19 protein-coding genes and 1 pseudogene are annotated in these 21,414 nt (G+C 61.7%); 17 read left to right on the top strand and 3 right to left on the bottom strand.

The annotated features are described in order from the left end of the window. The first annotated feature begins 5 nt into the window (after positions 1–5). The 12 genes from WA367_RS17815 (at position 6) to WA367_RS17760 (ending at position 12,863) form a co-directional block, all read left to right on the top strand. Positions 6–1,553: an ABC transporter substrate-binding protein gene (locus tag WA367_RS17815; protein WP_336058112.1), complete on the top strand. Its 1,548-nt coding sequence runs from the start codon at positions 6–8 to the stop codon at positions 1,551–1,553. A 215-nt stretch (positions 1,554–1,768) separates the two neighbouring features. Further along, on the top strand, positions 1,769–2,737 hold the full coding sequence (locus WA367_RS17810) for an ABC transporter permease (protein WP_336058111.1): 969 nt from the start codon (positions 1,769–1,771) through the stop codon (positions 2,735–2,737). 3 nt (positions 2,738–2,740) lie between these two features. Beyond that, positions 2,741–3,580, top strand: coding sequence for an ABC transporter permease (locus WA367_RS17805; RefSeq protein ID WP_336058110.1), 840 nt, complete (start codon positions 2,741–2,743; stop codon positions 3,578–3,580). 2 nt (positions 3,581–3,582) lie between these two features. Then, positions 3,583–5,211, top strand: a complete 1,629-nt coding sequence (locus WA367_RS17800; RefSeq protein WP_336058109.1) for an ABC transporter ATP-binding protein — start codon at positions 3,583–3,585, stop codon at positions 5,209–5,211. A 215-nt stretch (positions 5,212–5,426) separates the two neighbouring features. Then, positions 5,427–6,728, top strand: coding sequence for an ArgE/DapE family deacylase (locus WA367_RS17795; protein ID WP_336058108.1), 1,302 nt, complete (start codon positions 5,427–5,429; stop codon positions 6,726–6,728). Beyond that, a complete protein-coding gene (locus tag WA367_RS17790; RefSeq protein WP_336058107.1) occupies positions 6,721–7,680 on the top strand; it encodes an NAD(P)-dependent oxidoreductase in 960 nt (319 codons plus the stop codon). Before WA367_RS17795 ends, WA367_RS17790 begins: the two co-directional genes overlap by 8 nt. Before the next feature lie 23 nt (positions 7,681–7,703). Continuing rightward, positions 7,704–8,747 (top strand): histone deacetylase family protein, encoded by a 1,044-nt coding sequence (locus tag WA367_RS17785; protein ID WP_336058106.1) that lies wholly within the window; start codon positions 7,704–7,706, stop codon positions 8,745–8,747. Positions 8,748–8,751: 4 nt separating this feature from the next. Continuing rightward, positions 8,752–10,107 carry an aspartate aminotransferase family protein gene (locus tag WA367_RS17780; RefSeq protein WP_336058105.1) on the top strand — a complete coding sequence of 452 codons (1,356 nt, stop codon included), beginning with the start codon at positions 8,752–8,754 and terminating at the stop codon, positions 10,105–10,107. Between the two features lie 70 nt (positions 10,108–10,177). Next, positions 10,178–11,290, top strand: a complete 1,113-nt coding sequence (locus tag WA367_RS17775) for an NAD(P)/FAD-dependent oxidoreductase (RefSeq protein WP_336058104.1) — start codon at positions 10,178–10,180, stop codon at positions 11,288–11,290. A 2-nt stretch (positions 11,291–11,292) separates the two neighbouring features. After that, the gene (locus WA367_RS17770) at positions 11,293–11,634 is read left to right on the top strand and encodes a RidA family protein (protein WP_036487007.1); all 342 of its coding nucleotides are present in this window, start codon (positions 11,293–11,295) and stop codon (positions 11,632–11,634) included. An 87-nt stretch (positions 11,635–11,721) separates the two neighbouring features. Further along, positions 11,722–12,135 (top strand): MbcA/ParS/Xre antitoxin family protein, encoded by a 414-nt coding sequence (locus tag WA367_RS17765; RefSeq protein ID WP_336058103.1) that lies wholly within the window; start codon positions 11,722–11,724, stop codon positions 12,133–12,135. Then, positions 12,132–12,863 (top strand): RES family NAD+ phosphorylase, encoded by a 732-nt coding sequence (locus WA367_RS17760; protein WP_336058102.1) that lies wholly within the window; start codon positions 12,132–12,134, stop codon positions 12,861–12,863. The genes WA367_RS17765 and WA367_RS17760 overlap by 4 nt, the downstream gene beginning before the upstream one ends. On the opposite strand, the gene WA367_RS17755 is transcribed toward WA367_RS17760, so the two are convergent. Then, positions 12,860–13,585, bottom strand: coding sequence for a DNA-binding response regulator (locus WA367_RS17755; protein ID WP_336058101.1), 726 nt, complete (start codon positions 13,583–13,585; stop codon positions 12,860–12,862). The genes WA367_RS17760 and WA367_RS17755 overlap by 4 nt on opposite strands. Further along, the gene (locus WA367_RS17750) at positions 13,582–14,814 is read right to left on the bottom strand and encodes a GAF domain-containing sensor histidine kinase (protein ID WP_336058100.1); all 1,233 of its coding nucleotides are present in this window, start codon (positions 14,812–14,814) and stop codon (positions 13,582–13,584) included. The genes WA367_RS17755 and WA367_RS17750 overlap by 4 nt, the downstream gene beginning before the upstream one ends. Positions 14,815–15,038: 224 nt before the next feature. Here WA367_RS17750 and WA367_RS17745 point away from each other — a divergent pair, with 224 nt between their 5' ends. The 5 genes and pseudogenes from WA367_RS17745 (at position 15,039) to WA367_RS17725 (ending at position 20,341) form a co-directional block, all read left to right on the top strand. Beyond that, positions 15,039–16,055: an ABC transporter substrate-binding protein gene (locus WA367_RS17745; RefSeq protein WP_336058099.1), complete on the top strand. Its 1,017-nt coding sequence runs from the start codon at positions 15,039–15,041 to the stop codon at positions 16,053–16,055. An 80-nt stretch (positions 16,056–16,135) separates the two neighbouring features. Then, complete coding sequence (locus WA367_RS17740; protein ID WP_336058176.1) at positions 16,136–17,548, top strand: sugar ABC transporter ATP-binding protein; 1,413 nt, start codon at positions 16,136–16,138, stop codon at positions 17,546–17,548. Then, a pseudogene (locus WA367_RS17735) lies at positions 17,545–18,473 on the top strand (ABC transporter permease); the annotation flags it as partial. The gene WA367_RS17740 and the pseudogene WA367_RS17735, both read left to right, overlap by 4 nt. 3 nt (positions 18,474–18,476) lie before the next feature. After that, positions 18,477–19,436: an ABC transporter permease gene (locus WA367_RS17730; protein WP_336058097.1), complete on the top strand. Its 960-nt coding sequence runs from the start codon at positions 18,477–18,479 to the stop codon at positions 19,434–19,436. Further along, the gene (locus WA367_RS17725; RefSeq protein WP_336058096.1) at positions 19,433–20,341 is read left to right on the top strand and encodes an SMP-30/gluconolactonase/LRE family protein; all 909 of its coding nucleotides are present in this window, start codon (positions 19,433–19,435) and stop codon (positions 20,339–20,341) included. Before WA367_RS17730 ends, WA367_RS17725 begins: the two co-directional genes overlap by 4 nt. A gap of 3 nt (positions 20,342–20,344) precedes the next feature. On the opposite strand, the gene WA367_RS17720 is transcribed toward WA367_RS17725, so the two are convergent. Then, positions 20,345–21,412: a siderophore-interacting protein gene (locus WA367_RS17720; protein ID WP_336058175.1), complete on the bottom strand. Its 1,068-nt coding sequence runs from the start codon at positions 21,410–21,412 to the stop codon at positions 20,345–20,347. Between the last annotated feature and the right edge of the window lie 2 nt (positions 21,413–21,414).

The following is a 21,414-nucleotide window of genomic DNA, read 5'->3' as shown; positions in this document are numbered from 1 at the left end:
CAACCATGCTGAAACGACTGACAACTCTCGCCGCCGCCCTTCTGGTGTCGACGGCGCTGCACGCCGAGCCCGTCTCTGGGGGACGCGCCAATGTGGTGATCCAGCCTGAGCCGCCAAGCCTGATGGTCGGTCTCGTGCAAAACGGCCCGACCCAGATGGTCGCCGGCAATATCTATGAGGGCCTGCTTCGCTACGACACCGAACTCAACCCCATGCCCCAGCTTGCGAAGGAATGGGAAGTTTCCGAAGACGGCCTGACCTATACGTTCAAGCTGCATGAGAATGTGAAATGGCATGACGGTGAGCCCTTCACCTCTGCAGATGTGGTCTTTTCCGCCGACCAGTTCCTGCGCGAAACCCATGCCCGACTGCGCACCTCGCTCGAGCATGTGGAATCGATCACCGCACCCGATGATTACACCGTCGTCTTCAAGCTGAAGCAGCCCTTCGGGCCGTTCCTCGGCATCTTCGAGGTCGGCACCATGCCGATGATCCCGAAACACATTTATGAAGGCACCGACTACAAGACAAACGAGGCGAACAACACGCCGATCGGCACCGGCCCCTTCAAGTTCAAGGAATGGGTAAAGGGCTCGCACATTCTTCTGACGAAGAACGAGGACTACTATGAGGAAGGCAAGCCCTATCTCGACGAGATCTACTGGCATGTGATCCCCGATGCCGCGTCACGTGCGGTCGCCTATGAGACGGGCGTGGTCGACATTCTTCCCGGTGGCTCCATCGAGAATTTCGATGTGCCGCGCATCACGGCGATGGACAATACCTGCGTCACCGACAAGGGTTGGGAATATTTCGGTCCGCTGTCCTGGATGTGGCTGAACAACCGTGAAGGTCCGACGGCCGACAAGCGTTTCCGCCAGGCGGTGATGTATGCGATGGACCGCGAATTCGCCAAGTCCGCGCTCTGGAACGATCTGGGCAAGGTTGCGACCGGTCCGGTCTCCTCCTCCACGCGCTTCTACACCGATGACGTGAACACCTACGAGTACAATCCGGACAAGGCGAAGGAGCTGCTCGAGGAAATGGGCTATGACGGCGAGACCGTCCGCCTGCTGCCGCTTCCCTATGGCGAGACCTGGCAGCGCTGGGCGGAAGCCGTGAAGCAGAATCTCGGTGAAGTCGGCATCAATGTCGAGATCGTTTCCACCGATGTCGCCGGCTGGAACCAGAAGCTGGCCGAGTGGGACTACGACATGGCCTTCACCTATCTCTACCAGTATGGTGATCCCGCACTTGGCGTGGCGCGTACCTATATCTCGTCCAACATTGCCAAGGGTTCCCAGTGGAACAATGTCGAAGGCTATGAGAACGAGAAGGTGGACGAGCTCTTCGCCAAGGCCGCTGTCGCGGTAACGGCGGAGGAACGTCAGGAAATCTACACCGAGCTGCAGAAGATCCTGACCGATGACGTGCCGGTCGCATGGCTCCTCGAACTCGGCTTCCCGACGATCTATCGCTGCAACGTCAAGGACCTCGTCACCACCGCCATCGGTGTGAACGACGGCTTCAAGGACGCGTATATCGAGAAGTGAGTGGGAGCCAAACGCCGGAGTTCGCTTTCTTCACGCCCCCCTCTGGCCTGCCGGCCATCTCCCCCACAAGGGGGGAGAATAGCCTTCAGACAGGTGAGGCGCGACAATGATGAAGCGATAATCTCCCCCCTTGTGGGGGAGATGCCTGGCAAGGCAGAGGGGGGTGACTGCGCGCATCCCCCGATCATTAGACGACCAGCCAGTTCCGAGACCCGATGCTACGCTTTATCCTGATGCGACTGGGAAAGGCGGTGATCATATTGATCGCCATCCTGATCCTGAATTTCTTCCTCATCCATGCAGCACCCGGTGACCCGGCTGCGGTGATGGCAGGTGAGGCCGGTGCGGCGGATGAGAAATTCATCGCCGATCTGCGTGAGCAGTTCGGGCTCGATAAGCCGCTTCTGACGCAGCTGGGCATCTATCTCGGCGGCGTGCTGCAGCTTGACCTGGGCTTTTCCTACCGCCAGCAGATGCCGGTGGCGGACCTGATCTTCGACCGGTTGCCCGCAACGCTCATCCTGACTTTGACCGCATTCGTCATCGCATTGACGCTCGGCACGATCGCAGGTGTTCTGGCCTCTGCCCGTGTCGGCAAATGGTCCGACACCTTCATCTCCACGCTGGCGCTCCTGTTTTACGCCACGCCGCTATATTGGGCCGCGCTGATGGCGGTGCTGGTGTTCTCCGTCTATCTCAACTGGCTGCCGGGCTTCGGATACGAGACGGTCGGTGCCAATCATGAGGGTTTCGCGCGGCTCCTCGACATTGCCAAACATCTGATCCTGCCGGCAACCACGCTCGGCCTCTTCTTCATGGCGGTCTATATGCGCATGACGCGTGCTTCCATGCTGGAGGTGAGCCAGCTTGATTTCGTCAAGACCGCGCGTGCCAAAGGCCTGAAGCCCGGCATCATCCAGCGCAGGCACATCTTCCGCAACGCCATGTTGCCGGTCGTCACCCTTGCGGGCCTGCAGGCGGGCCAGCTCGTGGGTGGTGCGGTGCTGACCGAGACGGTCTTTGCCTGGCCGGGCATCGGACGGCTGATGTTCGAGGCGCTCGCGCAGCGCGATTACAACGTGCTTTTGGGCGTCTTCTTCGTTTCCGCCGCCATGGTGCTTCTGTTCAACCTGATCACGGACATTCTCTATCGGTTCGTCGATCCGCGCATCCGGGTGGGCTGAGCCATGAAGGATTTCTGGAAACGCTACTCCCGCAATCGCGGCGCCGTTATCGGCCTCGTCATCCTCGCCATCGTGGTGGTGGTCGCAATCCTCGCGCCACTCGTCTTTCCGCAGTCGCCATGGCGCATGGTGCAGCGGCCATTCCTGCCGCCGCTTTCCATGGACCAGTATCCGCTGGGCACCGACGCGCTTGGCCGCGACGTGATGGCGGGGCTTGCCTATGGCGCACAGGTTTCGCTGCTTGTCGGCCTGGTCTCGACCGTCGCGGCCCTTCTGATCGGCATACCGATCGGCGCGCTTGCCGGCTATTTCGGCGGCTGGGCCGATGATGCGCTGATGCGCTTCACCGAGTTCTTCCAGACCGTGCCGAGTTTCGCGCTGGCCATCGTGCTTGTCGCGATCTTCCAGCCGAGCATCTATTCCATCATTGCGGCCATCGCCATTGTCAGCTGGCCGCCCGTGGCGCGTCTGGTGCGCGGCGAGGTTCTGTCGCTGCGCTCGCGCGAATATGTCGAGGCGGCGATCCTTTCGGGCCAGAAAAGCGGCACCATCATCATGCGGCAGGTGCTGCCCAACACGATCTCGCCGATCATCGTTCTGGCCTCGCTGATGGTGGCAACCGCGATCCTGCTGGAATCGTCACTGTCCTTTCTGGGTCTGGGCGATCCCAACATGATGTCCTGGGGCTACATGATCGGTGCGGCGCGCACCGTTATCCGGCAGGCCTGGTGGCTGTCCTTCTTCCCCGGCGTGGCAATCCTGCTCACAGTTCTGGCGCTCAATCTCATCGGCGAAGGCCTGAATGACGCGCTCAATCCGCGCCTTGCACGGAAAGGAAAGTGATGATGAGCAATCCCGTCCTTTCCATCCGCAATCTGCGCATCGCGCTGCCTGAAGGTGCCGATCGCGAATTTGCCGTCGACGATGTGAGCTATGATCTCAACAAGGGCGAGATCCTGTGCATCGTGGGCGAATCCGGCTCCGGCAAATCCATGTCCGCCAATGCGATGATGGGGCTTTTGCCCGATCTGGTGCGGCCGGTGGGCGGCGAAATCATGTTTGACGGGATCGACCTCCTGACGCTTTCGGAAAACCAGCTCATGGATCTGCGCGGACGGCGCATCGCCATGATCTTCCAGGAGCCGATGTCCGCGCTCAATCCGCTGATGCGGATCGAGGACCAGATCGCCGAGGTCTTCGAGGCGCATAATCTGCTTTCACCGAAGGAGCGGTCCGCCCGGGCGCTGGAGCTTTTGAAGGAAGTCGGAATTCCCGATCCCGAAAAGGCCATGCGGGCCTATCCGTTCCAGCTTTCCGGCGGTCAGCGCCAGCGCGTGATGATCGCCATGGCCCTGGCGCTCGAACCGGAAATTCTGATCGCCGACGAGCCAACCACGGCGCTCGACGTGACGACCCAGGCGCAGATCCTCGAACTCATTCGGGAGCTGCAGAAGAAGCACGGCATGGCGGTGATGTTCATCACCCATGATTTCGGTGTCGTGGCGGAAATCGCCGACCGTGTGGCGGTCATGCAATATGGCCGCATCGTCGAAGCCGGAACGGCGGACGAGGTGCTCGACAATCCCAGCCACGACTACACGAAGAAGCTTATTGCCGCGATCCCGACGCTGGCAACCGACCAGGCAGTGGCAGGCATCGACAAGGCGCCGGTGCTGGAGGTGGAAGGCCTTTGCAAGACCTATGTGACGGGCGGCGGTTTTCTCGGTCGCAATCCGCGGGTGGTGAAGGCGGTGCAGAACGTTTCCTTCACGCTCGCCGAAGGCGAAACGCTTGGCATTGTGGGTGAATCCGGTTCCGGCAAGTCAAGCGTCGGGCGCTGCCTCGTCCGCCTGATGGAGCCGGACGAGGGCATGGTGCGCCTTGGCGGCCACGACATGGCTAAGCTGAAGGGCGAGGCGCTGCGCGAGGCGCGCAAATCGATCCAGATGATCTTCCAGGACCCTTATGCCTCGCTCAATCCGCGCTCAAAGATCGGTCGCATCATTGCCGAAGGGCCGATGGCCCATGGTGTTTCGAAGGGGGAAGCCTATGCCAATGCCGAGCGGCTTCTCGAACTCGTCGGCCTCGACGCCTCAGCAATTGATCGCTACCCGCACGAGTTTTCCGGCGGTCAGCGCCAGCGCATCGGCATCGCCCGCGCACTTGCTCTGGAGCCGCGGGTGATCATCGCGGACGAGGCGGTCTCCGCGCTCGACGTTTCCATTCAGGCGCAGGTGCTTGATCTGCTTGCCGAGCTGAAGGAGCGGCTGAACCTCGCCCTCATCTTCATCACCCACGACCTGCGCGTCGCTGCCCAGATCTGCGACCGCATCGCGGTGATGCAGAAGGGCGAGGTGGTGGAGCTTGGGCCGGCATATGACATCTTCAACAACCCCAAGAGTGGCTATACCCGGTCCTTGATCGAGGCCATTCCCGGCCGCGAGAAGGATCTGGCGGCCGTGACTGTGGGGTGAGGGAAAGTGTTTTTGCGTTTGCGCGTGGGAGCCCCCCCTCTGCCCTGCCGGCCATCTCCCCCCCAAGGGGGGAGATCAATCGCTGAAATCTCACCACCCTATGCGGATGGGGAATTGCACTCAAAGCAACCAATCTCCCCCCTTGTGGGGGAGATGGCCGGCAGGCCAGAGGGGGGTGCTGCGACGCGCCCAACATCAACCACGGACAAGCCGCAATGAACCAGGAACTCGCCCAACAGATCCTCGCATCCGTCGAGGAAGGTTTTGAAGAGCAGATCAGCTTCACCGAAGACCTGATCCGCTTCCCCTCGCTGCGGGGCAAGGAGAAGCCGGCGCAGGATTTCGTGCACAAGGCGCTGGAAACGCGCGGCTATGACGTGACGACGTTCCGGATCGATGAAGAAAAGATCAAGGATCATCCGGGGTTCTCGCCTGTCGCAGTCGATTACTCCGAAGCGGTGAATGTCGTAGCCACGCATGAGCCGCGCGAGGCGAAGGGGCGCTCGCTGATCCTCAACGGGCATATGGATGTGGTGCCGGAAGGCCCGCATGACATGTGGGAGGTGTCACCACCCTATGAGCCCAAACGCGTCGGCGACTGGCTCTATGGCCGCGGCGGCGGTGACATGAAGGCTGGCATTGCCGCCAACATCTTCGCGCTGGACGCATTGCGGCGCCTGGGCCTGCAGCCGGCGGCAAAGGTGCATGTTCAGTCCGTCGTCGAAGAGGAGTGCACCGGCAATGGCGCCCTTGCCTGCCTGGTGGAGGGCTATACGGCCGATGCCGCGATCATTCCCGAGCCGGAAGACGAAATGCTGGTGCGCGCCAATTGCGGCGTGCTCTGGTTTGATGTGGAAGTGTCCGGCCATCCCGTTCATGTGCGTGAGGCAGGCAGCGGCGCGAATGCCATTGAGGCGACCTATCGCGTGATCGAAAGCCTGAAGCGGCTCACCGAGGAGTGGAACGCGCAGAAGGCGAATTATCCCCACTTCGAGGATCTGGAACACCCGATCAATTTCAATGTCGGCAAGATCGAGGGCGGCGACTGGGCGTCGAGCGTCCCGGCCTGGTGCCGCATCTCCTGCCGCATCGCGATCTATCCCGGCGACGAGCCGAAGGAGCGTGCGGCAGAGATCGAGGCGCATCTGGCGCGCGAACTAGCAAGCGACGCATTCCTGGGCAACCGCCCGCCCAAGATTACCTGGAACGGCTTCTTCGCACGCGGCTATGTGCTGGACGAGGGATCGGATGCGGAGGCTGCCCTTGCTGAAGCGCACCGCCGCGCAACCTCGTCCGAACTGCAGAGCTTTGTCACGCCCGGCTATCTCGACGCCCGCGTCTTCGTGATCTATGCGGACATGCCCTGCCTCGTCTACGGGCCCATCACCGAGAATATTCACGGCTTTGACGAGCGGGTAAGCCTTTCGTCCATCAAACGCGTCACCGGCGCAATTGCGCTTTTCATCGCCGACTGGTGCGGCGTGGAACCGATCGAGGCGGAGGGCGCGAATGGGTGAGGTGATCGAAGGCGTCTATCTGTCCACGACGCTGGATCTTGAAGCAATGTATGCGCCTTATTTTGCAGCTCATGCGGACAAGGTGCGGCTGCGCAAGCCCGAGGACATTGACGATCCGGAAGAGGTGCGTTTCGCGCTCGCCTGGTTGCCAGCTGCCAACGCCTTTGCGCCCTATCCCAATCTCAGGCTCGCATCTTCGATCGCGGCAGGCGTGGACTCCATCGTCAACTGTCCAAGCCTGCCGAAAGACGCTGTCGTGGCGCGTATTCGCGACGAGAACCAGGCGGATTTCATGGCCGGGTTCGCCGCGTGGCATGTGGTCTGGCACCATCGCAACATGGCGCATCACATCAGGCACGAAGCCCGGCAGGAATGGTCGCGGCTGGGCATCGACGCTTTCATCCCGCCGCGCGAATGCACGGTCGGCATCCTGGGCTTCGGGATGATGGGTCAGGCCATTGCACGCGCGGTCATGGGCATGGGCTTCCAGGTCGCGGCAGGCGTGCGCTCGATGCCGGACCATCCGGTTGCCGGTGTTGAATATCACGCAGGCGAACACTCGGCCTACGATGTCGCTGCGGTGTCCGACATTCTCATCAATGTGCTGCCGCTCACCCGCCAGACACGCGGCCTGCTCGACGCGCGATTCTTTGCGGCGATGAAGAAGGGGGCGGCGCTGATCCAGCTTGGGCGGGGCGAACATCTGGTGGAACGTGATCTGGTGGCGGCTCTCGATGCCGGTCATATCCGCAGTGCCTCGCTGGACGTGTTCGAGCGCGAACCACTGCCGCCCGAACACCGGTTCTGGCGCGATGAACGCGTGCTCGTCACGCCGCATCAGGCTTGCGAATGCTCACCCACAAAAACGGCCGAACAGGTGAGCGAGGCTGCACTTGCTGTGGTCAGAGGCGAAACCCCGCGCACGGCTGTCGACCGCGCAAGCGGCTATTGAATTTTCGAGGAGGCACAAGGTCCATGAAGGCCATTTTTGACGAGCGTCAGCTCAAGCACAATCCGGAGCGCTATTTCCGGCGCGGGGCCTATATTCCCCATCCCGAACAGCCACAGCGCGCCATCCTGATCCGCGACATGCTGAAGAAGAACGGCTTCCCGATCGAGACACCGCGCGATTTCGGCGAAGCTCCGATCAAGGCGGTGCATGATGGTGCTTACGTCGATTTCTGGAAGGATGCCTATCAGCGCTGGAGGGCGGAAGCCGGCGACCAGGAGCCAATCCCGAACTGCCATCCGGGCAGACGGGTAGGCCGTCCTTCCGCCTCCATCTTCGGTCAGCTTGGCTGGTATGCGACCGACACCTCCGTGCCGCTGACGGAAGGCACCTGGGAAGCCATCTACTGGTCAGCCCAAACGGCCATCGAGACGGCGGAACGGGTGAAGGCTGGCGAGCGCGCCGTCTATGGTCTCTGCCGCCCTCCCGGTCACCATGCGCTGTCGGATGCTTCCAACGGTTTCTGCGCCTTCAACAATGCAGCCATTGCCGCGCAGGTGCTGCGCGGGAAATTCTCCAAGGTCGCGGTGCTCGATATCGACACCCATACCGGCAATGGCACGCTCGACATCTTCTACGAGCGCGGCGACGTGTTTGTCTGTTCGCTGCACACCGACCCGACCAACTACCCGACATACTATCTGGGCTATGAGGATGAGCGTGGTGAGGGGGAAGGCAAGGGCGCAACGCTCAATCTCTGCCTGCAACCCGGCGCCGATGTGGAGACCATTCTTGGCCGTTTCCGCGAGGGGCTGCAGGCGATCCGTGTCTTCGGCGCCGAGGCGATCGTCATATCGCTGGGCTTCGACATGGCGGATGATGATCCGCTTTCCGAAGTGAAGATGACGGGTCAGGGCTTTGCCACAATGGCGCGGGAAATCGTGGCTCTTGGCCTGCCCACCGCACTCATTCAGGAAGGTGGCTATCTGGGGCCGTCGCTGACGGACAATGCGGAAATTTACCTGACGGCCACGCGCGAAGCGTTGGCTGCAACGCCCGAAGAGGTGTAATGCCATGAACAAGCCACTGCCCAATTCCATCGAGGCACGTGACGTCGCCTATCACCTGCATTCCTACACCGATGCCCGCAAGCATGAGGAGGCTGGTCCGCTTATCGTCGAGAAGGGCGAGGGCATCTATGTCGAGGACAATAACGGAAAGCGCTATATCGAAGGCATGGCGGGCCTGTGGAGCGTGGCGCTCGGCTTTGGCGAGCAGCGCCTGATCGATGCGGCAACGCGCCAGATGCAGAAGCTGCCCTATTATCACACCTTCACCCACAAGGGGCACGGACCCTCTGCCGAGCTGGCCGAAAAGCTCGTCAACATGGCTCCGGTGCCGATGTCCAAGGCCTATTTCACCAATTCCGGTTCCGAGGCCAACGACACGGCGATCAAGCTGATCTGGTACCGCTCCAATGCGCTCGGCCAGCCGGAGCGCAAGAAGATCATCTCGCGGGTGAAAGGCTATCATGGCGTCACGCTGGCTGCCGCCAGCCTTACGGGCCTTCCCAACAATCACCGCTCCTTCGATCTGCCAATCGAGGGCGTGCTGCACACCACCTGCCCGCATTACCGCACCATGAAGAAGGAGGGCGAGAGCGAGCAGGATTTCGCAAAGCGCTGTGCGGTCGACCTGGAAGAGCTGATCCTGAAGGAGGGGCCGGAAACCATCGCCGCCTTCTTCGCCGAGCCCGTTATGGGTGCCGGCGGCGTGATCGTGCCGCCCGACGGCTATTGGGAAGCGGTGCAGCCGGTCCTGAAGAAATACGACATTCTTTTCGTGGCCGATGAGGTGATTTGCGGATTCGGGCGCACAGGCAACATGTTTGGCACCGAAACCTACAATCTGCAGCCAGACATCATGACGCTGTCGAAGCAGCTTTCCTCGTCCTACATGCCGGTCTCCGCCCTTCTGGTGAACGAGAAGGTTTATGGCCCGGTTGCCGACGAGTCCCACAAGATCGGGGTCTGGGGCCACGGCTACACGGGCAGCGGCCATCCGGTCGGCGCAGCGGTGGCGCTCGAAAATCTCAAGATCATCGAGGAGCGTGATCTGATCTCCCATGTGAAGGAGATCAGCCCGCAATTCATGAAGCGCCTGAAGCAGCTTGGCGAGCAGGACATGGCCGTGGAAGCGCGCGGCATTGGCCTGATCGGCGCGGTGGAATTCGCCCATGAGAAGGCGCCGGATGTCGGTGCTGTCGGCGGACGCATCAACCGCGCCATGCAGGAGCGTGGTCTCATCTCGCGTAATATGGGCGACGCGCTCGCCTTCTGCCCGCCGCTCATCATTTCCGAAGCCCAGGTCAACGAGATGTTCGACATTGCGGAAGCCGCGGTGGCTGACGTTGCCAAAGATCTTGGCTGAACAGCAGCACGACTGACTTTTGACCCCGGCAGCCTGTCTGCCGGGTTCTTTTTTACCCGGGGAGGAAGCCATGAAGGACGCGATCGAGACTGATATCCTCGTCATTGGCGGCGGCATGGCCGGTATCGGCTTTGCGGCAGCCCTTGGTGAAGGGCGTAAGGTGCTTGTGCTCGAACAGGAGCGCGACCTTGCTTATCACTCGACGGGGCGCTCCGCAGCCATCTATATCCGCAATTATGGCAATGGCCCGATCCGCGCGCTCAACGAGGCGAGCGGGCCCATGTTCAAGGCTGAGAGCGAATATTTCCCGCATCCGCTGCTCACCCCGCGCGGCATTCTCTATATCGCTGACGGCGCACGTGCGCATGAGATCGGCAAGCTGGCGGCGACCTCCGTTGGCGTCGAGGAGATCTCGGCGGATGCGGCGATTGCCAAGGTGCCGCTTCTTTCGCCCGATTACGTGAAGGCTGCGGCATTCGAGGCAGATGCGCAGGACATCGATGTCCACGCGCTGCATCAGGGTTGGCTGAAAAAGGCGAAGGGGCAGGGCGCCTCCGTTCTGACCGGACAGGAGGTACTGCGGGCCGAACATGCGAATGGCTGCTGGAAGGTTGAGACGAAGGATCACCAGATCACCGCGAATCTCATCGTCAATGCAGCCGGTGCATGGGCGGACGAAATCGCGCGGCGGTGCAACGTCGCGCCTGTCGGCCTGCAGCCACTGCGTCGGTCCATGGCTGTTCTGCCCGTGCCGGAAGGTTACGACGCGGCGCACTGGCCGCTGGTCGACGAGGTGACCGAAGATTTCTACTTCAAGCCCGATGGCGGGCGGCTTTTCGTGTCGCCCTGCGATGAAGACCCCGTGAACCCGCATGATGCCTTTGCCGATGACATGGTGCTGGCCGAAGGTCTTCATCGTTTCGAGCAGGCGATGAACATGGAAGTTACCCGCGTCGAGCGGAGTTGGGCGGGCCTGCGCACCTTCGCGCCAGACCGCTCGCCCGTGGTCGGGTTCGACGGAGGGACGGAAGGTTTCTTCTGGCTTGCCGGTCAGGGTGGCTATGGCATCCAGACAGCGCCTGCCCTTTCGAAATTTGCAGCCGAACTTGCCGAAAATCGCACACCCGAGCTCCACCATCTGGTAGAGCCGCTTTCACCAACACGCTTCAACGAGGGAAAATGACCATGAGCGTAGAACGTCATCACAAGGGCCCGCGCATGAGCCAGATCGTCATTCATGGCGATACGGTCTATCTGGCCGGCCAGGTCGGCGAAGGCAAGACGGTGAAGGAGCAGACGGAAGACATGCTTGCCTCCGTCGACAAGCTGCTTGCCGAGGCCGGAACGTCGAAGTCCAAGATCCTTCAGGCGATCATCTGGCTTGCCGACATGAAGGACTTTGCCGAGATGAATGCGGTCTGGGATGCCTGGGTCGATCCGGACAACACGCCCGCACGGGCCTGCGGCGAAGCAAAGCTTGCAACGCCGGACTACAAGGTGGAAGTCATCATCACGGCCGCGAAGTAACGCCAAGCCAGCTGGCAGGGAAATTCGATTTTCTTGCCAACTGGCATTCGATGTTCTATATTCCTCTGTACCGCACAGGAGGTGCAGATGGTTCTGCTACAGCCGATAGACACGAAAGCTGCCGAATTCGTTCCCGCCCCCATCACGGATGCGGAAGGGGCGGCGATGTTTCGTGCCGTGGTGAATCTCTTCGCCCGCTGGAAACTGACCGAGGAGCAGGCCGCCACGCTACTCGACATGACGCAGCGCAGCTATGCGCGCTGGAAGACTGATGGGCCGGGCCGCATGGACCGGGACATGAAGGCGCGGCTGTCCAACCTGATCGGCATTCACAAGGCATTGCGTATCATCTTCCGCGAGCCGCAACGCGCCTATGAGTGGGTGAGCCGCGCGAACGAGGCCTTTGGCGGACGTACCGCACTTGATGTCATGCTGGGCGGTGAGCTGACCGACCTCATGCGCGTGCGCCGTTATCTCGATGCCGAGCGGGGCGGCTGGTGACGCCGGAAGCCTCCGACATTCCCGAAAGCCAAATTGTCTGGAAAGGCGCGGTGCGCATCATCCGCAGCCTTTATCCGCCGATCGATCTGTTCGAGGATATCGCGGACCCCTCCGACTGGCCGCTTCTGATTTCGGCGGAGCAGAAGACCAATCCGCGCCTGATGGAGACCATCGGCAATCTCGATCTCGTGCCGCCTGATCGCCGTGTGTCCGGTCCCGGTGCGACATGGCTGATGGCGCCTTTCACCCATGTCAGCCCCGACCGCCGGAGCCGTTTCAGCGCAGGCCAGTTCGGCGTGCTTTATGTCGGCGACCGCTTTGAGGTCGCGCTGTTTGAAACCATCCACCACCATGCCCGCTTCATGGCGGCAACCAGGGAGCCTGCTGGCTGGACCTCGCAATTCCGCGAGATCGTGCTCGATGTGGATGCCATGCTGCATGATCTGCGCGGTGAAGAGGGTACGGCGTGTTTGCACGAAAGTGATTACGCTGCGCCTCAGAGGCTCGGTCTCGAACTCTACAAGTCAGGCTCGAACGGCGTTGTCTATCCAAGCGTACGCTGCCCGGAAGGCACCTGCGCTGGCCTGTTCTATCCCGATTGCGCGGCCAACCCCGTGCAGGGGCGTCATCTCGACTATCATTGGGACGGCAGCCGCGTGGACCTTGTGCGCGAGATTCGCGGCGATGGGCCGGAGGGGCAGGTGTTTCGAGTGGCAGACAGCGACTAGCCGCTCATCCGCTGAAGCCAGTTTCGCAAATCGCGCTCGGCACTTTCCAGACTTTCCGCATTGATTGCGCGCAAGCTGAGCGCACGGGTGAAGGCGCGCGTGCGCTTGTTGATCGGCAGGTCGTCCGGCGCTTCCTCCAGATCATCCACGCCAAGCTTGTCATAGAGCGAGAGCAGCCGGTTCTGCACCGTGCGCAGCGACATGTTCTGCCGCTTGGCGATCCATTTGTCCGGCAGACCGAGCGACATGTCGATCAGCACCGCATATTCACTGTCGGTGAGTGTGGCATGGGTGCGGGTCTGGCGTTGCTGCACGGAATGGATTTCGCGATCCACGACGATCTGGCTTTCCACCAGCACCGAACGCAGCGCCAGATGCAGCCGCTCGCGCGAGGCGGTTTTCAGCACATATCCATAGGAGGTCTCGGCAGGCACGATGCGGGCGATCCCGCGCATATAGGCTTCGTCCGAATAGTTGGACCAGAAGAGAATGCGCGTCGCGGGCCGCTCTGACCAGATGGTGCGCGCGGCGTCAATGCCGTTGCGCTCCTTCATCTGCAGGTCCATGACGATGGCTTCGACCTGATGCTCCCGCGCTTCTTCCTCCCCCTCGCGACCGTTGAGCGCGTGCAGAATTTCTTCGGCTTCGGGAATCGCCTGGCTGACGGCCTCACGCAAATAACTCAGGTGGAACTTGTCGTCTTCGACGAGCAATATCTTCATGCGTCTTGCCTTGCCGGGCGGGGGTGGGGCGATGCCGGGTTGCCCAGCACAACCTCAACCACCGTGCCCTTGTCGGTGTGGATGTGGAATGCTGCGTCGATGAGGCGGGCGCGCGTGCGCATATGTGAAAGGCCGCCTGCGGCCTTGGTGTCCTCGAAGCGCGGTACCCCGTTGTCGCGGATGGAAAGTTTCAGGCCCTTTCCGTGGGGTGCGACCAGAACCTCGATCCGGTCTCCGCCGGAATGCCTTGCGGCATTGTTGATGGCCTCTTGCGCGATGCGGAAAAGCGCGATGCGCGTTGTTGCATCCAGCCGGTCAATCAGCCCGTGTGTTTCGTCATGAACCGCGATTTCCACCTCGCCCTCGTCACCAACCGCACGCTCCAGATGAATGCGCAATGCATGAACGAAGCCGAACATCTGCAACAGGGTCGGCACGGCGGTGTCGATGATCTGGCGCAGATCCTGAATGCAGTCCTGCAAGCGGTTGGAGATCGCCGCGCGCTCCTGCACGGTCTCCGCCCGCTCAAGGTCGCGCATGATGCGGGTGAGATCGGCAAGCGTCTGGTCGTGAAGATCCATCCCGATGCGCTGGCGTTCCTGCTCCAGCGCGCGCGTGAGTTCGAGCGCACCCTGGCGCAGACCTTCCTCGCGCGCCTGCGCCTCAGCCCGGGTGATCGCCGCCTGTTTCGCCTGCTCGTTTGCGCGCAGCGAATAGAAATAGGGTGCCAGCACATCGGCCACATGGCGCATGCGCTCCACATCCGCCTCGCTGTAATGATCGGGTTTGTTGGAGGAACAGTTGAGTGCGCCGATTGTGCGGCCGAGCACCTTCATCGCCACATTGATGCGGCTTCTAAGCTGGTGGCGCAGGATCGGCTCGGAGATTGCGCCGGGAAACATGTAGCGCGGGTCTTCCATTGCATTGCCGGTCAGCATGTAGTCCGTCTCGCCATAGAGGATCGAGCGCACCGGCGAGATGTGCACCGAGGTTCGCCGCAGGCTCCAGCGCGTGTGAAGGCCGACCTCATAGCTCGTGTTCCACCGCACCTCGTCATCGATCAGGCAGACATCCAGATGGTCGATCGGCAGCAGGTTCTCGATCTCCGCCTTTACCGCGCGCAGGGCCGATTTGATCTCCACCTGCCCGGCGAGATGGCTTGATATGCGCAGGAGCGAGAGAAGCGGGTTCGGCTCCTCCTCGCGCGCAAGCGCAGGTTCCTGTGCCATGTGACAAGCTCCTCCCGCTTATCCCGTTGTTTGCAGATTTTGCGGCAGCGTGCCTCACGCGGCAAGCAAACTGTGGGATCAGGTCCGCATCTCAGTTGCGGGTTCCCGCAATCAAGCTGCGCATGAAGCACTATTCCACATGGTCCGCCCTGCATAGGCTTCATCCCGGCGCATGGGAGAAAAGGATGCGTCGGGAAAAAGGCGCGCTGCGCCAGGGAGGAATTATGACCTTGAGGAACAAGCTCATGGGCGCGGTTGCGCTCGTGGCCATTTGCGTGCCTGCTTTGGCGCAGGCCGACACATCCGACAAGCGCATTGCGCTTTCCAACAATTATGCCGGCAATTCCTGGCGCCAGGCCATGCTTGAGAGCTGGAAGAAGGTCGGCGACCAGGCCGTCTCCGATGGCGTGATCGCTGCCGCCGACGCATTCACCACATCGGAAAACCAGGCGACCGAACAGGCCGCGCAGATCCAGAACATGATCCTGCAGGGCTATGACGCGATCGTCGTTAATGCCGCTTCGCCGACGGCGCTCAACGGTGCGGTCAAGGAAGCATGCGACGCCGGTATCACCGTTGTCTCCTTCGATGGTATCGTGACCGAGCCCTGCGCATGGCGCATCGCGGTCGATTTCCAGGAAATGGGCCGTCAGCAGGTGGAATATCTTGCCGGTCGTCTGCCGGATGGCGGCAACCTTTTGGAGATCCGCGGCCTTGCCGGTGTCTTCGTCGATGACGAGATTCATGCGGGCATCGAGGCTGGCGTCGAGGAACATGACAAGTTCAAGATCGTCGGCGCGGTGCATGGCGACTGGGCGCAGGACGTGGCGCAGAAGGCCGTAGCCGGCATCCTGCCAAGTCTTCCCGACATTCAAGGCGTGGTTACCCAGGGTGGTGACGGCTATGGCGCTGCACAGGCCATTGCGGCTGCCGGCCGCGACACGCCGATCATCGTCATGGGCAACCGCCAGGACGAGATGAAGTGGTGGGCCGAGCAGCGCGATGCCAATGGCTATGAGACGCTGTCGCTATCCATCGCGCCAGGTGTTTCCACGCTCGCTTTGTGGGTCGCACAGCAGGTTCTGGACGGTGCGGAAGTGCCCAAGGACCTGACCGTGCCATTCCTGAAGGTGACGCAGGACACGCTCGACGAAGCGCTAGAGACAACACCTGAAGGCTCCGTGGCCAATGTCGAATACAGCCTTGAAGACGCCAAGGCCGTGATCGCCGACGCCAACTGAAAAGGGAGCACAGCTTGAAGCCGGATAGCCCAAGCGGCAGTCCGGCTCCTGCCCCACTGGTTTCACTCTCCGACGTGCGCATGCAGTTTGGTGCGGTGCGCGCGCTGGATGGGGTGAGCCTGACCATCAGCCCCGGCGAATGTGTCGGGCTGATCGGGCATAACGGAGCCGGCAAGTCGACCGCAGTCAATGTCATCAATGGCGGCCTCACACCGACCGGAGGCACGGTCGAATATCGCCTTGCCGATGGCAGCAGCGCCACCGGCGCGGCAGGAGCAAGGGCAGCCGGCATCAGAAGCGTTTTCCAGGAGCTTTCGCTCTGCCCGAACCTGACTGTCGCGGAAAATCTGCGCATTCCCCAGCATGACCTGAAAGGCTGGGGCTGGCGCAAGCGGGCGGCCAGGCGCATTGCACAGGCGCTCGACCAGATATTTCCCGGCCACCGCATCGAGCCGGGCATGGTGGTGGGCGATCTGACACTGGCCGAACGGCAGATGGTGGAGATCGCCACCGGTTTTGCCGAGGCAAGCGCGCCTGCAAAACTCGTCATTCTTGACGAGCCGACATCCTCGCTCGACGCCTCCATCGCCCGTCAGCTACTCGACCATGTGCGCGGTTTCTGCGCGAGCGGCGGCGCGGTTATCTTCATTTCGCACATGCTTGGCGAGGTGTTCGAGGTCGCAACCCGCATCGACGTGATGAAGGATGGCCGCATCATTGATTCACGGCCCACATCAGGCTTTACCCAGCAAAGCCTCATCGACGCCATGGGCCATGTTGCTTCGCAGGAAGCGGTGACGGCTGTGCGCGAGAATGCTGATGAACGTATGGGCGAACAGGTACTGAGCACTCCGGAAGGCCTCTCCGCGCGCCAAGGCGAAATCGTCGGGCTCGCCGGCCTTGCAGGCCATGGACAGGCGGAAGCACTGTCGCGCTTCTTCATGTCGCGCTCTGGAACCATGCGCCAGGCCTCCACGCCGGAAGTGGTTTTCGTGGCTGGCGACCGTGGCCGCGACGGCGTCATGCCGCTCTGGTCCATCCTGAAGAACCTGACGCTGACGCATCTGCCGTCCCTTACGCAAAAGTCGCTGGTCGACAGTATCGCGGAAAAGACACTTGGCGCGGACTGGAAGGCGCGGATCGGCATTCGAACCGGTGACATGAACAATCCAATCCTTTCGCTCTCGGGCGGCAATCAGCAGAAAGTGCTCTTCGCCCGCGCGCTTGCCTCCACCGCACCAATCGTCGTCATGGACGACCCGATGCGCGGCGTGGATGTCGGTACCAAGCGCGAAGCCTATGAAATGATCCGCCGCGAGGCGGCCTCGGGCCGCACGTTCCTGTGGTATTCGACCGAGACGGAAGAGGTCTGCCAGTGCGACCGGGTCTTCGTCTATCGCAATGGTGAGATCTCGGCCGAACTAACCGGCGACCAGATCAATGAGGAGAACATCCTCGCAGCCTCCTTCGAAATGCAGGAGCACGCTGCATGAACGGAAAATTCCGCATTCTTCTGCCCGTGATCTCGCTGGGCGTGCTTCTGGCTGCGGTGTTTTACCTGCAGCCGCGCGCCATGAGCTATTTCGGGCTCAATCTCCTGTTCAATCTGGCCGTGCCGATCGCGCTGGCAACGATTGCGCAGATGATGATCATCATGGTCAACGACATCGATCTGTCGGTCGGCACATTTGTCAGCTTCGTGGCCTGCGTGACGGCGACCTTCCTGAATGATGCACCGTTGATCGGGGTCCTCATCCTCGGTGCTTCTATCCTTGCCTATGCAGCACTTGGTGCGCTGATCCATCTGCGCCAGTTGCCGGCCATAGTTGTCACGCTCGGCATGTCTTTCGTCTGGGGCGGACTTGCGGTGCTCATCCTGCCCTCGCCGGGCGGAGCCGCACCGGGCTGGATACGCACGCTCATGACGGTCAAACCGCCTCTCGTTCCCATGGCCATCGTGGCAAGCGTGCTGATTGCAGCACTTACGCATCTGCTCATCATGCGCTCGGCGACCGGCACGCTGCTGCGCGGCGTGGGCGGCAACACCAAGGCCGTCGCACGCTCGGGCTGGGAAATCGCCAAGCTGAAGGCGGGGGCATACGGGCTTGCCGGCTTCTTCGGCGTGCTTTCGGGCGTTTGCCTCGTGGGACTGACAACCTCGGCAGACGCCAATATCGCGCTGCGCTATACGCTCTTGTCCATTGCAGGTGTCATTCTGGGCGGCGGTGAGTTTACCGGCGGGCGCGTGTCTCCGGTCGGTGCCGTGCTTGGTGCGCTGACACTGGCGCTTGCGGGCAGCTTCCTCTCCTTCATGCGGCTGTCGCCGGATTGGCAGATCGGTGCGCAAGGCGCGATCCTGATCCTCGTTCTGGCGGTTCGCCTCATCTTTTCGCGCAAGACAAGCGGACAGGGAGGCGCGGCATGAACACGCTTTCGCAAAGCCTCTCCACCACATGGCGCAGGCCCTGGTTCTGGGCCTATGTGGCAAGCACGGCTGCCTTTGCCGCAACCCTGCTGCTCACCGAAGGGCGGGGCGGGGGCGAGCTGCTTTCCGCGGCCTTCACCTTTGCGGCCTTCTCCGCGATTGTCGGTATCGGGCAGATGTTCATCATCACGCTCGGACCCGGCAATGTGGACCTGTCGATTCCCGCGACCATGACCCTTGCTGGAACCTTATCGCTGAAATTCATGGGCGGGGACGCAAGCCTCATCCTGCCAGGGCTGGCGGTGGCGCTTGGCGTCGGTTTCGGTGCGGGCGTCTTCAACTATCTGCTGATCCGCCTATTGCGGATTCCGCCGATCATCGCGACGCTTTCGGCCTCCTTCATCTACCAGTCTATCGCAATCTGGTCGAACCGGGGCTTGCGCATCAAGCCGCCGCAGGCGCTTAGCGATTTCGCGACCGGCGCGACGCTCGGCGTGCCCAATGTCGCGCTTGTCGGCATCGCGATTGCGATTGTCGCCTGGTTCATCCTTGAACGCTCGCTCTATGGCCGCTGGATTTCGGCCATCGGCCAGAACATGCGCGCCGCGCGCCTGAGCGGAATACCGGTGCAGCTCATGTTCGCTTCCACTTTCATCGGTGCAGCCGTTCTTGCGGGGCTGACGGGCTATCTGCTCGCCAGCTTCTCCGGTGGGGCAGCACTGAACATGGGTGCGGAATATCTTCTGATCTCGATTGCGGTCGTCGTTATTGGCGGCTCCTCCATCGCGGGCGGCAATTCCAATGTGCCGGGCATCTGGGGCGGCGCGCTCCTGATGTTCCTGATCGTCTCCATGCTCAACTCCTACGGATTGGGTGCGGGCGTCAGGCTCATCATGACAGGCGTCATCATCATCACCATCGTGGCCGCAGCGGCCGGAAAGGAGGGCTCGCGATGAGCCAGGCAAATCCGTATCAGATCATCGATCCGCGTTTCCGCCCGCTGATCCAGCCCAATGCGCATCTGCACCAGGTGGCGAGCGGCTTCGAGTGGACGGAAGGGCCGGTCTGGTTTGCCGACATGCAGGTGCTTCTGTTTTCCGACATTCCCGCCGAACGCATGATGCGGCTGACGCCTGACGGCCAGGTGTCGGTCTTCCGCCAGCCGTCCAACTATTCCAACGGCAATACGCGCGACCGGCAGGGCAGGCTCGTGACATGCGAGCATGGCAGCCGTTCAGTAACCCGCACCGAACACGATGGCAGCCGCACGGTGCTGGCGGACAGTTTCGAAGGCAAGCGGCTGAATTCCCCGAATGATGTCGTCGTGCAGTCCAATGGCGCGATCTGGTTCACCGATCCCACTTACGGCATCCTTTCGGACTACGAGGGTTATGAGGCCGAGCCGGAACAGGCGAGCCACAATGTCTACCGCATCGACCCGCAAAGCGGGCAAATGAGCGCCGTCATCACGGATTTCGTGCAGCCGAACGGCCTTGCCTTCTCGGTGGATGAAAGCGTGCTCTACGTGGCCGAGTCTGGTGCGAGCCATGATGACACGGTGCCAACCATCATCCGCTCCTTCGATGTCGGTGCGGATGGGACGGTCTCTGGCGGCAGTGTCTTTGCCGAAATCGACTGCGGCATACCCGACGGCCTGCGTGTCGATCATCTTGGCAATGTCTGGACCTCTGCCGGTGACGGTGTGCATTGTTTCGCACCTGACGGCACGCTTCTGGGCAAGATACTGGTGCCGGAAGTTGTCGCCAATCTGTGCTTTGGCGGACCGAGGGGCAACCGCATGTTCATTACCGCCACGACATCAGTCTACAGCGTCGGGCTTAATGTGCGCTCGGCGGTTTAGCCGCTAGTCGCCCGTCTTGCCGCGCCGCCAATAGGCGGTGATCTGGTGGCGTTCGCGGGGAAGCTTCAGGGTGGTTTTGGCAAATTTGCGCAAGGCGGAGGCCGCCTTGTGCTCGCAGCCGACCCAGAGAAAAGCGCCGTCCCGCAGGCCGGTCAGAATGCACTCGCCGCGCACCCCACTTTCCAGAAGATTGGTCGTGCCTGCCGGACGTTCATTGCGCGACAGCCAGTGGATGAGGAAATTGCCGCGCGAGACGAGCTGCTGACGCTCGCGATCATTTGCGATCTCGATATAGACGGTGCCGGAAGCACCCTCCGACATCTCCTCAAGCATACGGGAAATCGCGGGAATGGCGGTTTCGTCACCGGCGAGAAGGAAGCGATCACCAGCAGGAAGACCGCCGCCGCCCGGGCCCATCATGCCGACAATGTCGCCGGGACGTGCCGATGCAGCGAAACCTGCACCAGGCACGTCGTCGCCTTCGTGCAGCACGAAATCCACATCGATCAGACCGGCTTCCACATCTATGCGGCGGATCGTGTAGACGCGAAGAAGCGGGCGTTCGCCTTCGGGCCATGCCTGTCGCCCGTCACTTCCCATGACCGGCCATACCGGGATCACGCCGGGGCGCGGAGAAAACAGCAGGCGTATGTGATGGCCGCCGACCGCGAAGCGGGCGAGGTCTTCACCCCGCAGCGTGATGCGTCGCATTTTCGGGCTGATCTGGCGCGTGGCATGAACCACCATTTCGCGGAAATAGGGCAGCGGACTGCCTGCTTCGATGCCGCCCAGCCAGTGGATCGCGGGGCATTCGCCGACGGAAAGTTCCTGCAGATGCTCCGCCACGCTCCATTGCAGGAAGGAAAGCGATGTGGCGTCTCCCGCTTCCACGGTAAAGGCGAGGCCATCGGGCTCGAGCCGCGCTTCGGCGATGCCAAGCTCCAGCATAACCCGCCAGCAGCCTTCATTGCCGGTGACCACGCCGTGCTCACCCATATGCTCGCGCAGGCGGGCGAGAAGGCCCCGCGGATCGGCAAGCGTAACGCGTGTTTCGGCTTTGAAACCTGTCATCG

Source organism: Nitratireductor sp. CH_MIT9313-5 (assembly GCF_037029545.1).
GTDB lineage: Bacteria > Pseudomonadota > Alphaproteobacteria > Rhizobiales > Rhizobiaceae > Chelativorans.
Note: the sequence above shows the minus strand (reverse complement) of the source record. Positions and strands in the feature narration are given on the sequence as shown.